The 15,597-nt window shown below is 59.4% G+C and carries 17 protein-coding genes; all 17 read left to right on the top strand.

Annotated features, from left to right (window positions below; genetic code table 11):
- The first annotated feature begins 24 nt into the window (after positions 1-24).
- Complete coding sequence (gene iscU / locus ACA064_RS26690; RefSeq protein ID WP_003443374.1) at positions 25-411, top strand: Fe-S cluster assembly scaffold IscU; 387 nt, start codon at positions 25-27, stop codon at positions 409-411.
- A gap of 33 nt (positions 412-444) precedes the next feature.
- Positions 445-768 (top strand): iron-sulfur cluster assembly protein IscA, encoded by a 324-nt coding sequence (gene iscA, locus ACA064_RS26685; RefSeq protein WP_007903589.1) that lies wholly within the window; start codon positions 445-447, stop codon positions 766-768.
- 8 nt (positions 769-776) lie between these two features.
- The gene (gene hscB, locus ACA064_RS26680; RefSeq protein WP_497670801.1) at positions 777-1,298 is read left to right on the top strand and encodes a co-chaperone HscB; all 522 of its coding nucleotides are present in this window, start codon (positions 777-779) and stop codon (positions 1,296-1,298) included.
- A 51-nt stretch (positions 1,299-1,349) separates the two neighbouring features.
- A complete protein-coding gene (gene hscA, locus ACA064_RS26675) occupies positions 1,350-3,212 on the top strand; it encodes a Fe-S protein assembly chaperone HscA (RefSeq protein WP_497670800.1) in 1,863 nt (620 codons plus the stop codon).
- A 3-nt stretch (positions 3,213-3,215) separates the two neighbouring features.
- On the top strand, positions 3,216-3,557 hold the full coding sequence (fdx, locus tag ACA064_RS26670; protein ID WP_497670799.1) for an ISC system 2Fe-2S type ferredoxin: 342 nt from the start codon (positions 3,216-3,218) through the stop codon (positions 3,555-3,557).
- A gap of 14 nt (positions 3,558-3,571) precedes the next feature.
- Positions 3,572-3,769 carry a Fe-S cluster assembly protein IscX gene (gene iscX / locus ACA064_RS26665; RefSeq protein ID WP_497670798.1) on the top strand — a complete coding sequence of 66 codons (198 nt, stop codon included), beginning with the start codon at positions 3,572-3,574 and terminating at the stop codon, positions 3,767-3,769.
- A 204-nt stretch (positions 3,770-3,973) separates the two neighbouring features.
- Positions 3,974-4,405: a nucleoside-diphosphate kinase gene (gene ndk / locus ACA064_RS26660; protein WP_150641544.1), complete on the top strand. Its 432-nt coding sequence runs from the start codon at positions 3,974-3,976 to the stop codon at positions 4,403-4,405.
- Positions 4,406-4,428: 23 nt separating this feature from the next.
- A complete protein-coding gene (rlmN, locus tag ACA064_RS26655; protein WP_497670797.1) occupies positions 4,429-5,577 on the top strand; it encodes a dual-specificity RNA methyltransferase RlmN in 1,149 nt (382 codons plus the stop codon).
- 12 nt (positions 5,578-5,589) lie between these two features.
- Positions 5,590-6,348: a type IV pilus biogenesis/stability protein PilW gene (pilW, locus tag ACA064_RS26650; protein WP_497670796.1), complete on the top strand. Its 759-nt coding sequence runs from the start codon at positions 5,590-5,592 to the stop codon at positions 6,346-6,348.
- A complete protein-coding gene (locus ACA064_RS26645; protein WP_497670795.1) occupies positions 6,348-7,352 on the top strand; it encodes a RodZ domain-containing protein in 1,005 nt (334 codons plus the stop codon). The genes pilW and ACA064_RS26645 overlap by 1 nt, the downstream gene beginning before the upstream one ends.
- A 3-nt stretch (positions 7,353-7,355) precedes the next feature.
- Positions 7,356-8,465 carry a flavodoxin-dependent (E)-4-hydroxy-3-methylbut-2-enyl-diphosphate synthase gene (ispG, locus tag ACA064_RS26640; protein ID WP_497670794.1) on the top strand — a complete coding sequence of 370 codons (1,110 nt, stop codon included), beginning with the start codon at positions 7,356-7,358 and terminating at the stop codon, positions 8,463-8,465.
- 37 nt (positions 8,466-8,502) lie between these two features.
- Complete coding sequence (gene hisS, locus ACA064_RS26635) at positions 8,503-9,792, top strand: histidine--tRNA ligase (protein ID WP_497670793.1); 1,290 nt, start codon at positions 8,503-8,505, stop codon at positions 9,790-9,792.
- 40 nt (positions 9,793-9,832) lie between these two features.
- A complete protein-coding gene (locus ACA064_RS26630) occupies positions 9,833-10,474 on the top strand; it encodes a tetratricopeptide repeat protein (protein WP_497670792.1) in 642 nt (213 codons plus the stop codon).
- The gene (gene bamB / locus ACA064_RS26625; RefSeq protein ID WP_497670791.1) at positions 10,467-11,618 is read left to right on the top strand and encodes an outer membrane protein assembly factor BamB; all 1,152 of its coding nucleotides are present in this window, start codon (positions 10,467-10,469) and stop codon (positions 11,616-11,618) included. The genes ACA064_RS26630 and bamB overlap by 8 nt, the downstream gene beginning before the upstream one ends.
- A 211-nt stretch (positions 11,619-11,829) precedes the next feature.
- Positions 11,830-13,299, top strand: a complete 1,470-nt coding sequence (gene der, locus ACA064_RS26620) for a ribosome biogenesis GTPase Der (RefSeq protein WP_497670790.1) — start codon at positions 11,830-11,832, stop codon at positions 13,297-13,299.
- 318 nt (positions 13,300-13,617) lie between these two features.
- Positions 13,618-14,766 (top strand): pyridoxal phosphate-dependent aminotransferase, encoded by a 1,149-nt coding sequence (locus ACA064_RS26615; RefSeq protein ID WP_497670789.1) that lies wholly within the window; start codon positions 13,618-13,620, stop codon positions 14,764-14,766.
- Positions 14,754-15,545, top strand: a complete 792-nt coding sequence (locus ACA064_RS26610; protein WP_497670788.1) for an amidohydrolase — start codon at positions 14,754-14,756, stop codon at positions 15,543-15,545. The genes ACA064_RS26615 and ACA064_RS26610 overlap by 13 nt, the downstream gene beginning before the upstream one ends.
- Positions 15,546-15,597 lie beyond the last annotated feature (52 nt).

Here is a 15,597-nt window from a genome sequence, read left to right as displayed (position 1 = left end):
TCTGATGAGTGAGGAATAAGAACCATGGCTTACAGCGAAAAGGTCATCGACCACTACGAGAACCCGCGCAACGTCGGCAAGATGGACGCGGAAGATCCTGATGTCGGCACCGGCATGGTCGGCGCTCCGGCTTGCGGCGACGTTATGCGCCTGCAAATCAAGGTCAACGAGCAAGGCATCATCGAAGACGCCAAGTTCAAGACCTACGGTTGCGGTTCGGCTATCGCCTCCAGCTCCCTGGCGACCGAGTGGATGAAAGGCAAGACTCTGGATGAAGCAGAGACCATCAAGAACACTCAGCTGGCTGAAGAGCTGGCCCTGCCGCCAGTGAAAATTCACTGCTCGGTACTTGCTGAAGACGCTATCAAAGCGGCCGTTCGCGATTACAAGCAGAAGAAAGGCTTGATCTGACTTTCAAGATTGGCGACGAGTAAGGAGTCACCGATGGCTATCAGCATGACAGAAGCGGCTGCTCAACACGTGCGACGCTCCCTCAACGGGCGCGGCAAAGGTGAAGGGATTCGTCTGGGTGTTCGCACCACAGGCTGTTCCGGCCTTGCCTACGTGCTGGAGTTTGTCGACGAGGTGGTTGCAGAGGATCAGGTGTTCGAAAGTCACGGCGAGAAAGTGATCATCGACCCGAAAAGCCTGGCCTACCTGGACGGCACCGAGCTCGATTTCGTCAAGGAAGGGTTGAACGAAGGCTTCAAGTTCAACAACCCCAACGTACGCGGTGAATGTGGCTGCGGCGAAAGCTTCAACATCTGAGGCTGCTTGTGGGTACTCCTTGTCATTTCGCTTTATTTGAACTGAAGCCGAGCTTCCGTCTGGATCTCGATCAGTTGGCCACGCGCTATCGTGAGTTGGCGCGCGGTGTTCATCCGGACCGCTTTGCAGACGCTTCCGAGCGCGAGCAGCGGCTGGCGCTAGAGCACTCCGCGAGCCTCAACGAGGCCTACCAGACGCTCAAGAATCCCCCGAAGCGTGCACGTTATTTGCTCGCCCTGGGTGGTCATGAGCTGCCGCTGGAGGTCACGGTGCATGATCCGGAGTTTCTTCTGCAGCAGATGGAGTTGCGTGAAGAGCTCGAAGACCTGCAAGACAGCGCCGACCTGGCCGGCATTGCCGTGTTCAAGCGCCGCCTGAAGATCGCTCAGGATGAACTGAACGAAAGCTTCGCAGCCTGTTGGGATGATGCAGCGCAACGTGAACGGGCCGAACGCCTGATGCGGCGCATGCAGTTCCTCGACAAGCTCACCTACGAAGTGCGCCAGTTAGAAGAGCGCCTCGACGATTAACCCAGTGCCGCTCCGGTCGCACGCCTGATATACAGATAAGTCCTGATAACGATGGCCCTACTGCAGATCGCCGAACCCGGCCAAAGTCCTCAACCGCACCAGCGTCGTCTGGCTGTGGGGATTGACTTGGGCACTACCAATTCGCTGGTCGCTGCATTGCGCAGTGGTCTTTCCGAGCCTCTGGCCGACGCTGACGGGCAGGTCATTCTGCCGTCCGCGGTGCGCTATCACGCCGATCGCGTCGAAGTCGGCATGTCGGCCAGGCTGGCTGCCGCTACCGATCCTTTGAACACCGTGCTGTCGGTCAAGCGCTTGATGGGTCGTGGTCTGTCCGACGTCAAGCAGCTGGGTGATCAACTGCCCTACCGCTTTGTCGGTGGCGAGTCGCACATGCCGTTCATCGACACCATCCAGGGTCCTAAAAGCCCGGTCGAAGTCTCCGCCGATATCCTCAGGGTGCTGCGTCAGCGTGCCGAAGAGGCCTTGGGTGGCGAACTGGTCGGCGCGGTGATTACCGTTCCAGCCTATTTCGACGACGCTCAGCGTCAAGCCACCAAGGATGCGGCCAAACTGGCCGGTCTGAACGTGCTGCGTTTGCTCAATGAGCCGACCGCCGCCGCCGTGGCTTACGGTCTGGATCAGCACGCCGAAGGCCTGGTGGCTATTTATGACCTGGGCGGCGGGACCTTCGATATTTCGATTCTGCGCCTGACCGGCGGTGTGTTCGAGGTTCTGGCCACCGGCGGCGACAGCGCCCTGGGCGGCGACGACTTCGACCATGCGATTGCGGGCTGGATCATCGAGGGCGTGGGTTTATCCGCCGACCTCGATCCGGGCACGCAACGTCATCTGCTGCAAACCGCTTGTGCGGCCAAAGAAGCCCTGACCAATGCTCCGGCCGTTGAGGTTGCCTACGGCGACTGGAAAGCCGAGCTGACCCGTGAAGTCTTCGATGCGCTGATCGAGCCGATGGTCGCTCGCAGTCTGAAAGCCTGCCGCCGCGCTGTGCGTGACTCCGGCATCGAGCTGGAAGAAGTGCACGCCGTGGTCATGGTCGGCGGCTCGACTCGCGTGCCTCGCGTTCGCCAAGCTGTCGCTGAAGCCTTCGGTCGCGAACCGCTGACCGAAATCGATCCGGATCAAGTGGTGGCCATTGGGGCTGCGATCCAGGCCGATACCTTGGCTGGCAACAAGCGCGATGGCGACGAGCTGCTGCTGCTCGACGTGATTCCGTTGTCCCTCGGGCTGGAAACCATGGGCGGCCTGATGGAGAAGGTGATTCCGCGCAACACCACCATCCCTGTCGCCCGCGCCCAGGACTTCACTACTTACAAAGATGGCCAGTCGGCCATGGCGATCCACGTGTTGCAGGGCGAGCGCGAGCTGATCAGCGACTGCCGCTCCCTGGCGCGCTTCGAATTGCGCGGCATTCCGGCAATGGTCGCCGGTGCGGCGAAGATTCGCGTGACCTTTCAGGTCGATGCCGATGGTCTGCTCAGCGTCGCGGCCCGCGAACTGGGTTCGGGCGTCGAAGCGAGTATCCAGGTCAAGCCGTCGTACGGTCTGACCGACGGCGAAATCGCCAAGATGCTCAAGGACTCGTTCCAGCACGCCAACGACGACAAAGCGGCTCGGGTACTGCGCGAGCAGCAGGTTGATGCCCAGCGCCTGATCGAAGCGGTGCAGGGCGCCCTCGATGTCGACGGCGAGCGCCTGCTCGATGCCGAAGAGCGCATGGTCATCGAACTGCAGATGCAGGAACTGAGCGAATTGATGAAAGGTACCGATGGTTACGCCATCGAGCAGCAGACCAAGCGTCTGTCGCAAGTGACCGATGCCTTTGCTGCCCGCCGCCTGGACTCGACGGTGAAAGCCGCTCTGGCGGGGCGCAACCTGAATGAAATCGAGGAATAACTGATGCCGCAGATCATTTTTCTGCCACACGCCGAGCATTGCCCGGATGGTATGGTTGTAGAGGCTGAGACTGGCAAATCCATTCTCGAAGTGGCCCATGACAACCATATCGAGCTAGAGAGCGCCTGCGGCGGCGTCTGTGCCTGCACTACGTGTCACTGCATCATTCGCGAAGGTTTTGACTCGCTGAATGAGGCCGATGACCTGGAAGAGGACTATCTTGATCGGGCCTGGGGTCTGGAGGCGCAGTCGCGCCTGACCTGTCAGGCTGTCGTCGGGACTGAAGACCTGACCGTCGAAATTCCGAAATACTCGCTCAACCATGCAGCCGAAGCGCCGCACTGATTCAAGGAATCGTCATGAGTCTTAAATGGGTTGATGTGCTGGAAATCGCGATCCAGCTGGCTGAAAGCAAGCCGGATGTGGATCCGCTGTCGGTAAACTTCGTCGATCTGCACCGCTGGGTTCTGGAATTGCCGGATTTCAGTGACGATCCAAAGCGTGGCGGAGAGAAGGTTCTCGAGGCCATTCAGACTGCCTGGATCGAAGAAGCGTAGGAGCTGACGAGCGAAGCGAGGCTGCGATCTTTCCCAATGCCACTTGAATCTCAAAGCGCAAGACCAGGATCAAAGGATCGCAGCCTTCGGCAGCTCCTACAGAGGGCAGAGGTCGCGATCTGCAAGCAGTTAGGCAATCCCCCTAAACCCGCGTATAATTCGCGGGTTTAATTTTTCGCAAATTATCGTTTCTGGAGTTACATCATGGCTGTTCAACGTACTTTCTCCATCATCAAGCCTGACGCCGTTGCAAAAGGCGTTGCTGACCAGATCGTTGCCCGTTTTGAAGAAGCAGGCCTGAAAGTTGTTGCTTCCGAGCAGAAGCAACTGACCAAAGAAGAAGCCGAAGGCTTCTACGCTGAGCACAGCGCCCGTGGTTTCTTCGGTGACCTGGTAGCATTCATGATCTCCGGCCCGGTTGTTGTTCAGGTTCTGGAAGGCGAAGACGCTATTGCCAAGAACCGCGAGCTGATGGGCGCTACCAACCCTAAAGAAGCTGCTGCCGGCACCATCCGTGCTGACTTCGCTGAGTCCATCGACGCCAACGCTGTACACGGTTCCGACTCGGAAGCTGCTGCTGCACGTGAAATCGCTTTCTTTTTCCCTGCTGTTGAAGCAGTCGCTCAAAAGGCCTGAGGCCGCTGAGTGAGGATGAATCCATGACTACATCGACTGGCAAAACTAACCTGTTGGGTCTGACTCAGCTGGAAATGGAAAAATTCTTCGACTCAATCGGGGAGAAGCGCTTCCGTGCCGGTCAGGTAATGAAGTGGATTCACCACCTTGGCGTCGATGATTTCGACGCCATGACGAACGTCAGCAAGGCCTTGCGCGAAAAGCTCAAGGTCGTTGCTGAAATTCGTGGTCCGGAAGTCGTCAGCGAGGACATCTCCACCGATGGCACCCGTAAATGGGTGGTGCGCGTGGCGTCCGGCAGCTGCGTCGAGACCGTTTACATTCCCCAGGGCAAACGCGGCACGTTGTGCGTTTCGTCCCAGGCAGGCTGTGCCCTGGATTGCAGTTTCTGCTCCACCGGCAAGCAAGGCTTCAATAGCAACCTCACCGCCGCCGAAGTCATCGGCCAGGTGTGGATTGCCAACAAATCGTTCGGCAGCATCCCGGCAACCGCCGACCGTGCCATCACCAACGTGGTGATGATGGGCATGGGTGAGCCGCTGCTGAACTTCGACAACGTCGTGGCCGCCATGCATCTGATGATGGATGACTTGGGCTACGGCATCTCCAAGCGTCGGGTGACTCTGTCCACCTCCGGCGTGGTGCCGATGATCGATGAGCTGGCCAAGCACATCGACGTCTCCCTGGCGTTGTCGCTGCATGCACCGAATGACGCATTACGTAACCAATTGGTGCCGATCAACAAGAAATACCCGCTGAAAATGCTTCTCGAGTCGTGCCAGCGCTACATGGCGACCCTGGGCGAGAAGCGTGTGCTGACCATCGAATACACCTTGCTCAAAGATATCAATGACAAGGTCGAGCACGCCGTTGAAATGATCGAGTTGCTCAAGAACGTCCCGTGCAAGATCAACCTGATCCCGTTCAACCCGTTTCCCCATTCCGGTTACGAGCGTCCGAGCAACAACGCGATTCGCCGTTTCCAGGATCAGCTTCACCACGCAGGCTTTAATGTCACCGTGCGCACCACTCGCGGTGAAGACATCGACGCCGCGTGTGGCCAATTGGTAGGGCAGGTGCTGGATCGCACCCGTCGCAGCGAACGTTATATCGCCGTGCGCGAATTGAGCGCCGAGTCCGATATGCCGCAAAACGCTGCGAATCGTACCTGAGAACGGAACTCAATGACCTTGCGCGTCGCGCTGCTCGTGCTTTTCGCCAGTCTGTTGACTGGCTGTGTTCTGTCGGGTGATTTCAACCCGCTGAAAACGAGCAAGGGCCGGGACGAGGCGCGCGGGGCTTATGTGCAGCTGGGTTTGGGTTATCTGCAACAGGGCATGACCGAACGGGCGAAAGTCCCGCTCAAGAAAGCCCTCGACCTGGATGATTCGGACCCGGATGCCAATGCGGCACTGGGGCTGGTGTTTCAGGCCGAAATGGAACCGGAGCTCGCCGACCAGCATTTTCGCAAGGCGTTGTCCGGGCGACCCGGCGATGCGCGTATCCTGAATAACTACGGCAGTTTTCTCTTCGAAGAAAAACGTTACAAAGACGCCTACGAGCGCTTTGAACAGGCCGCCGCCGATACCCTTTATCCTGAGCGTTCGCGGGTTTTCGAGAGCCTGGGCATGACCGCTTCGAAGCTCGGGCAGCGTGAATTGGCCCAGAAGCAGCTGGAAAAAGCCCTGCGTCTGAACCGTCAACAACCTCGCGCGTTGCTGGAAATGGCTGAGTTGTCCTTCGAAGACAGGCATTATGTGCCCGCCCGCGACTATTACGATCGTTTTAGCCTGCTGGCCGAGCAAAATGCACGTAGTCTATTGCTCGGTGTTCGGCTGGCCAAAGTGTTCGAAGATCGCGACAAGGCCGCAAGTTACGGCCTGCAACTGAAACGACTCTATCCCGGTACGCCGGAATATCAGCAATACCTGTCGGAGCAATGATGAAAGCGGCGCATCCCGAAGTTGTAGCAGCGACTCGCGTAAACCCCGGTGAGACTTTGCGTCAGGCCCGCGAAAGCAAAGGCTGGTCGCTGGCGGAAGTGGCTGTGAAGCTCAATCTTACCGTGGCTTCATTGAGCAACCTTGAGACCGGTGCTTTCGACAAGCTGCCAGGGCACACCTTTGCCCGCGGCTACATTCGTGCTTATGCCAAATTGCTCGGCATGGACCAGACTGTACTGGTCCAGAACTTCGACCAATACACCGGTACCGACTCCCAGGGCAGCGCCGTACACAGCCTGGGGCGTATCGAAGAGCCGGTACGGGTTTCCCATACCATCCTGCGTATTGTCAGCCTGCTATTGCTGATTGCGGTGATCGGTGGCGGCTTTATCTGGTGGCAGGATCAGGCCTCGTTGCGTCCCAAGGAGCTGGTCGGCCTCAATCAAGAGCACGTCGAAGTCGAAGGTGCCGATGGCACCACGCAGATCCACCCGATCGACGAGCCGGAAGACCAGGCCGTTGTCGAAGGCCAGAGCGAAGGCGAGACCAGTCTCGCGCTGCCCGGCCAGCCGACGGCCGAAGCCCAGGCCAATTCGGCTGAAACTCCATCTGTAGCGCCTGCCGCTCCCGCTCAAGTCGCTCCGGCTCCAGTCGTTGCCCCTGCAGTTCCCGCAGCACCGATCGCTGCTGCTCCTGCCGCTGCGGCAGTTCTGCCGACGCCTGCTGCACAAACCGCTCCAGTCGCTAGCGCGCCAGTTGCCGGTGCCGGCAAGGTTCGGTTGCAGTTCGTTGCCGACTGCTGGACCCAGGTCACCGATGCCAGCGGCAAAGTGCTGTTGAGCGGTGTCAAGCGCAAGGGCGAAAATGTCGAAGTCAGCGGCAAGCCACCCTTTTCGGTGCGCCTGGGTTATGCCCGTGGCGTACAGATCAGCTACAACGGGCAGGCGGTCGACATCGCTCCGTTCACCAGTGGCGAGACCGCTCGCCTGAAGTTAGGTCAATAAGTCATGCACGGCGAATCTCCAATCAAACGTCGCGAGTCCCGCAAAATCTGGGTCGGCTCGGTACCGGTGGGCGGCGATGCGCCGATCGCGGTGCAGAGCATGACCAACAGCGACACCAATGATGTTGCGGCCACCGTCGCCCAGATCAACCGTCTGGAAGCCGCGGGTGTCGATATCGTGCGCATTTCGGTGCCCGATATGGACGCCGCCGAAGCTTTCGGCCGGATCAAGCAACTGGTCAAGGTGCCTTTGGTTGCCGATATCCACTTCGACTACAAGATCGCTCTGCGCGTGGCCGAACTGGGTGTCGACTGCCTGCGGATCAACCCGGGCAACATCGGTCGTGAAGACCGGGTGCGGGCCGTGGTCGATGCTGCCCGTGATCGCGGGATCCCGATCCGCATCGGGGTCAACGCCGGTTCCCTGGAAAAAGACCTGCAGAAGAAATACGGCGAGCCGACCCCGGCCGCGCTGGTGGAGTCTGCACTGCGTCACGTTGAACACCTTGAGCGCCTGAATTTCAAGGATTTCAAGGTGAGCGTAAAGGCCTCCGACGTGTTCATGGCCGTCGAAGCCTATCGCCTGCTGGCCAAGGAGATCGTTCAGCCGCTGCACCTGGGCATCACCGAAGCCGGTGGTTTGCGTTCAGGCACGGTGAAATCTGCCGTGGGCCTCGGTATGCTGCTGGCCGACGGAATTGGCGATACTATTCGCATCTCGTTGGCGGCCGATCCGGTCGAGGAAGTGAAAGTCGGCTACGACATTCTCAAATCCCTGCACTTGCGGTCCCGTGGTATCAACTTCATCGCCTGCCCAAGCTGTTCGCGGCAGAACTTCGATGTGGTGAAAACCATGAATGAACTGGAAGTGCGCCTTGAAGATCTGCTGGTGCCGCTGGATGTCGCGGTGATCGGTTGCGTAGTGAACGGTCCGGGTGAAGCCAAAGAGGCGCATATCGGCTTGACCGGTGGTACGCCGAACCTGATTTATATCGACGGTAAACCGGCGCAGAAACTGACGAATGACAATCTGGTGGATGAGCTGGAAAGGCTGATCCGCCAGAAAGCGGCCGAAAAGGTCGAAGCCGACGCTGCACTGATTGCGCGTGGCTGAGCCTGACTAAAGAGCCGAACGAATTTAAGGATTTTAAGTGAGCAAGTCTTTGCAAGCCATTCGTGGCATGAACGACATCCTGCCCGAGCAGACTCCCCTGTGGCGTCATTTCGAAGGTACCGTCTCGCGTCTGCTGGATAACTACGGTTACAAGCAGATCCGTATGCCGATCGTTGAGTTCACCGAGCTGTTCAAGCGCTCCATCGGTGAAGTGACCGACATCGTCGAAAAAGAGATGTACACCTTCGCCGACCGCAACGGCGATTCCCTGACCCTGCGCCCTGAGGGCACCGCGGCCTGCGTGCGTGCGGTGCTCGAGCACGGCATCACCGGCGGCGGCCAGGTACAGAAACTCTGGTACATCGGCCCGATGTTCCGCCACGAGCGTCCGCAGAAAGGCCGTTATCGCCAGTTCCACCAGATCGGTTGCGAAGTTTTCAACCTCGACGGTCCGGACATCGATGCTGAGCTGATTGTGTTGACCTGGCGCCTCTGGGGCGAGCTGGGCATCCGTGACGCGGTCAAGCTCGAGCTCAACAGCCTGGGCACCAGCGAGTCTCGTGGTCGTTATCGCGAGGCGCTGGTGGAATACCTCTCGGCTCGCCTCGATCAGCTGGACGAAGACAGCCAGCGCCGGTTGAAAACCAACCCGTTGCGCGTGCTCGATACCAAGAATGCCGAGACTCAAGCGGTGCTGGTAGACGCGCCGAAAATGGCCGATTACCTGGACGAAGAGTCCCGCGTGCACTTCGAGGGCCTCAAGGCTCGCCTGGATGCTGCCGGTATTCCGTATGTGATCAACCCGAAGCTGGTGCGTGGGCTGGATTACTACAGCAAGACCGTCTTCGAATGGGTCACCGATCAACTGGGCGCCCAGGGCACGGTATGTGCCGGTGGCCGTTACGACGGCCTGGTCGAGCAGATGGGCGGCAAGCCGACCCCGGGCGTTGGTTTCGCCATGGGTATCGAGCGTCTGGTACTGCTGCTGGAAACCCTTGAAAAGATCCCGGAAGAAATCTCCCGGCAGGTCGATGTCTACCTGTGCGCCTTCGGTGAAGCCGCCGAACTCGCGGCCCTGACCTTGAGCGAGCGGGTACGCGATCAATTGCCGAACCTGCGCCTGCAGATCAATGCCGGCGCCGGCAGCTTCAAAAGCCAGTTCAAGAAAGCCGACAAGAGCGGTGCGCTGTATGCACTGATTCTCGGTGATGACGAATTGTCCCGTCAGGTAGTAGGTTTCAAGCCGCTGCGTGGCCAGGGCGAACAACAAAGCATTGCCTGGGATGCGCTTGCTGCGCACCTGGCCACCTGCGTCGTGCAGGGTTGAAGCTGTCAAACAGCCGATTTAGCGAATAAGGAGTATTGGGGTGTCGAGTAGCGAAGATGAACAGCTGGCGGATTTGAAGGACTGGTGGACGCGTAACGGCAAACCTCTGCTCACTGGCGGCCTGTTGGCGCTGGTCATCGTGTTCGGCTGGCAGGCTTTTCAGAAGTATCAGAGCAACCAGTCGCAAGGCGCCTCGATGCTCTATCAGCAATTGCTGGAAACGACCCTGACCCCGGACGGCAAGCCTGATCCGGCCCGCGTTGCGGATCTGGCCGGCAAGTTGAACAACGAGTTCGGCGGCACCGCCTACGCCCAGTATGGCAGCCTGTTCGTGGCGAAAGTCGCGGTCGAGACCGGCAAGCTGGATGACGCGGTGAAGGAACTCAAGGCCGTGGCCGACAAACCGGCCAACCCGACCCTGGGTGAAGTCGCCCGTCAGCGCCTGGCTCAGGTGCTGGCTGCACAGAACAAGACCGACGAAGCCCTGAAGCTGCTCGAAGGCGAAACCGACAAGGCATTCCTGGCCACTCGTGAAGAGCTCAAGGGTGACCTGCTGGTCCAGTTGGGTCGTACCGACGAAGCTTATGCGGCGTATAAAAAGGCCAAGGCTGCGTTGTCCGATGAGGCGGCGGTCGGTGGCTTACAAATCAAGCTGGACGACCTGGCCAAAGGGGATGCGTGACGTGATTCGTTGGAAACATGCAGCATTGCTGGCTCTGGCCGTTCTGGCCGCGGGTTGCAGCAGCAACAGCAAAAAAGAATTGCCACCGGCCGAGCTGGTCGACTTCAAGGAAGAAGTGGTCCTGCAAAAGCAGTGGAGTCGTTCGGTCGGTGACGGCCAGGGCAAAACCTACAACATGTTGGTGCCGGCGATTGATGGCGACACCCTCTATGCGGGCGATGTCACCGGCGTGATCATGGCGCTGGATCGCAGTAACGGCGACGTCAAATGGAAGAAAGATCTCGAACTGCCTGTTTCCGGCGCCGTTGGCGTGGGTTACGGTCTGGTCATGATCGGTACGCTGAAAGGCGAAGTGGTAGCGCTGGATTCGAGCAGCGGTGAAGAGAAATGGCGCGCTCGCGTGACCAGTGAAGTGCTCGCGCCGCCTGCCACCAACGGTGACGTGGTGGTGATTCAGACTCAGGATGACCGTCTGATCGGCCTCGACGCCGCCACTGGCACTCAACGCTGGCTCTACGACAGCACCCCGGCGGTCCTGACTCTGCGCGGCACCAGTGCGCCGATCGTTACCAGCCGCCTGGCGGTTGCCGGCTTGTCGACCGGTAAAGTGGTCGCACTGGATATCTCGAACGGCGTGCCGGTCTGGGAACAGCGCGTTGCCATCCCGCAAGGTCGTTCGGAGCTGGATCGCGTGGTCGACATCGACGGTGGCCTGCTGTTGTCCGGCAGCACCCTGTATGTCGCCAGCTATCAAGGTCGCGTTGCGGCTCTGGATCTGGAAAGCGGTCGCCCGCTCTGGCAGCGTGATGCTTCCAGCTATGCAGGCGTCGCTCAAGGTTTTGGCAGCGTTTACGTGAGCCTGGCTTCGGGCACCGTGGAAGGCGTCGACGAGCGTTCAACCACAGCATTGTGGACCAACGATTCGCTGGCTCGCCGTCAACTCTCGGCACCGGAAGTGTTTTCCAGTTACGTGGCAGTCGGTGACATGGAAGGTTACCTGCACCTGTTGAGCCAGGTGGATGGCCGTTTCGTCGCTCGTGAGCGCATCGACAGCGATGGCCTGCGTGCGCGTCCGCTGGTAGTGGGTGATACGATTTATGTGTATGGCAACAGTGGCACGCTGGAAGCCCTGACCATCAAGTAAGAACTATGCTTGGGGTTTAACCCCCAAGCGGCTTCACCTGTAGGAGCGAGCTTGCTCGCGATGGACGTCAACGATGACGCGTTCAGTCTGAATAAACGCGGTGCTGTTACGTTTTTCGCGAGCAAGCTCGCTCCTACAGTGCAGCCCCGAGCACCAGCCGCTGCCCAGCAGCGGCTTTTGTATTTTCTGAAATAACGAAGTGGAGAGCCGCATGGTTCCCGTAATCGCCCTGGTGGGCCGACCGAACGTCGGCAAGTCCACCTTGTTCAACCGCCTGACCAGGACCCGTGACGCCATTGTCGGCGACCTGTCCGGTCTGACCCGTGATCGCCAGTACGGTGAGGCAAAGTGGCAAGGGCGTTCCTACATTCTGGTCGACACCGGCGGTATCTCCGGTGACGAACATGGCATGGACGAAAAGATGGCCGAGCAGTCGCTGCTGGCCATTGAAGAAGCCGATGTCGTCCTGTTCCTGGTAGACGCCCGCGCCGGTTTCACCGCTGCCGATCAAATGATTGGCGAGCACCTGCGCAAGCGCAACAAGCGTTCCTACGTGGTCGCCAACAAGGTCGACAACATCGACCCTGAGCTGGCCCGCGCCGAGTTCAGCCCGCTGGGCATGGGCGACGCGATCCCGATCGCTGGTGCCCACGGTCGCGGCATCACTCAGATGCTGGAAATCTGCCTGCGCGATTTCCCGAAAGATGAGGAAGAACCGGAAGAAGGCGAAGAAGAAATCGTTGCCGAAGGTCAGGAAGCCAAGCGCATTCCAGGTCCGAGCGAAAAAGACGGTATCAAGATCGCCATCATCGGTCGTCCGAACGTCGGCAAGTCGACCCTGGTCAACCGTATGCTCGGTGAAGACCGGGTTATCGTGTATGACGAACCCGGCACCACCCGCGACAGCATCTACATTCCCTTCGAGCGTAACGAAGAGAAGTACACGCTGATCGACACCGCCGGTGTGCGCAAGCGCGGCAAGATCCACGAGGAAGTTGAAAAGTTCTCGGTGGTGAAGACCCTGCAGGCGATCAAAGACGCCAACGTGGTGGTCTTTGTCATGGACGCCCGCGAAGGCGTGGTCGACCACGACCTCAACCTGCTGGGCTTCGTCCTGGAAGCCGGTCGCGCCCTGGTTATCGCACTCAACAAGTGGGATGGCATGACGCCTGGCGAACGCGAGTTCGTGAAGATCGAGCTGCAACGTCGGTTGTTCTTCGTCGACTTCGCGGATATCCACTTCATCTCGGCCTTGCACGGCACGGGTGTGGGTAACCTCTACCAGTCGGTGCAGAACTCGTTCAAGTCCGCGGTAACCCGCTGGCCGACCAACCGCCTGACTCAGATCCTTGAAGATGCAGTCGGCGAGCACGCGCCACCGATGGTCAACAACCGCCGGATCAAACTGCGTTATGCCCACTTGGGTGGTGCCAACCCGCCGATTATCGTGATCCACGGTAACCAGGTGGAAAAGGTTCCGAAATCCTACGTCCGTTACCTGGAAAACACTTACCGCCGTGTCTTGAAACTGGTCGGTACGCCAATCCGTATCGAGTTCAAAGGTGGCGAGAACCCGTACGAAGGCCTGAAGAACACGCTCTCCGACCGCCAGGTCAACAAGAAGCGTCGTATGATGACCCACCACAAGAAAGCCGAGAAGAAGCGTAAAGATAAACGCTGATTCTTGAGCCAGCCCGCCTTTGCTGGGCGGGCTCTTTGTGGCGAGGGGGCTTGTCGGAACGCCGCATCGCCCCGCTCGGCTGCGCAGCAGTCGCAAAACCAGCCGATGTGTTCCTCCTGAAACACCTCGGTTGCAGATTTTGGGGCCGCTCCGCGACCCAGCGCGGGCAAGCCCGCTCGCCACAGGTCATCGGCAAGATAAGAAGTACGTGCATAACAAGAAGGGCGCCCATGGCGCCCTTTTTCATGCCTGCCGTTTGGGCTATCCTCGGGCTCTCCCGTGCCGTCGTAGAGCCGGGTGTTCAGCAGGGAACCACCGATGATCACCAGCAAGCTGCCGAATGTCGGCACTACTATTTTCACTCGTATGTCGCAGCTCGCGGTGGAAACCGGCGCGCTCAACCTGTCCCAGGGCTTCCCCGATTTCGACGGCCCGCAGGCCCTGCGTGATGCCGTAGGCTGGCATATCGCCAGCGGCCACAACCAATATTCACCGATGACCGGCCTGCCAGCGTTGCGCCAGCAGGTCGCGGCCAAGATCGCCCGCAGCTATGGCTGTACGGTGGATGCCGACACTGAAGTGACCATCACCCCCGGGGCGACTCAGGCGATTTTCTGCGCCGTTCAAGCGCTGATCCATCCCGGTGATGAAGTCATAGTGTTCGACCCGTGCTACGACAGCTATGAACCCTCGGTGGAACTCGCTGGCGGTCGCTGCGTGCATGTGCAGCTGGGCCTGAATGATTTCGCCATCGACTGGCAGAAGCTCGGTGAAGCGCTGAGCCCGCGTACGCGGATGATCATCCTCAACTCTCCACACAATCCCAGCGGCGCCCTGATCAGTCGGGCCGAGCTGGATCAACTGGCAGACTTGATCCGCGATCGCGACATCTACCTGATCAGCGACGAGGTCTATGAGCACCTGGTGTTCGACGGCGTGCCCCACGCCAGCGTACTGGCCCATGAGGAGCTGTATCAACGGGCCTTTGTGGTCAGTTCGTTCGGCAAGACTTACCACGTCACGGGCTGGAAAACCGGTTACGTGGTCGCACCGCCGGCGCTCACCGCCGAGCTGCGTAAAGTGCATCAGTACGTGAGCTTCTGCGGCGTGACGCCGTTGCAATATGCCCTGGCCGACTTCATGGCCGAGCACCCTGAGCATGTCGAGGAACTGCCGGCGTTCTATCAGGCCAAGCGCGATCTGTTCTGCGACTTGCTGATGCCTTCGCGGTTCAGTTTCACTCGAGTCGCCGGCACCTACTTCCAGTTGGTCGACTACTCGCAGATTCGCCCGGACCTCAATGACGTCGACATGGCGCTATGGATGACCCGCGAACATGGTGTGGCGACGATTCCAGTCTCGGTGTTTTACCAGAACCCACCGCCAGGCCAGCGTCTGGTGCGCCTGTGTTTTGCCAAGCGCGAGGAGACGCTGCGCGAAGCAGCGGAAAAACTATGCGTGATCTGAGTGCATTACCGAACCTTAACGTCGCGCTGATCCAGACGACGCTGGCCTGGCATGACCGTCAGGCCAACTTCGAGCATTTCGAGCAACTGCTGGAGCAAGCCCGGGGCGCGGACCTGATCATCCTGCCGGAGATGTTCACCACCGGTTTCTCCATGGAGTCCGAAACCCTGGCCGAGCCGGAAAACGGTCCCACCAGCAAGTGGTTGCGCAGCCAGGCGAAAAAATTCGATGCGGTGATTACCGGCAGTCTGATCGTTCAGGCCGCCGACGGCAGCCATCGCAATCGGCTGTTGTGGGCGAGACCCGACGGTGAAGTCTGGCACTACGACAAGCGCCATCTGTTCCGTATGGCCGGGGAGCACAACCACTTCACCCCAGGCGAGCGCCAGGTACAGTTCGAACTCAAAGGCTGGCGGGTACGGCCATTGATTTGCTATGACCTGCGCTTCCCGGTGTGGAGCCGCGATGCCCAGGACACCGATTTGCTGTTGTACACCGCCAACTGGCCTGGCGCACGACGTCAGCACTGGAACCGCCTGTTGCCGGCGCGCGCGATCGAAAACCTCTGCTATGTGGCGGCGGTGAATCGGGTCGGCACCGATGGCAAGGGCTTCGCCTATACCGGCGACAGCCAGGTGCTGGATTTCCAGGGCGAAACCTTGCTCAGCGCCGGTGAGGCGGATGGGGTGTTTCAGGTGGTTCTGGATGCGGCGGAACTGGCGGCTTATCGCAAGCGATTCCCGGCTAATCTGGATGCGGATACCTTTCAGTTCACCTGAGATCGGGGGCTCGGCGAAAAGATCTTGAAAATTGCCCAACAAAAAGGCCCCG

This window comes from Pseudomonas sp. LBUM1658 (assembly GCF_059716055.1).
This window is presented reverse-complemented; position numbering and strand designations above follow the sequence as displayed.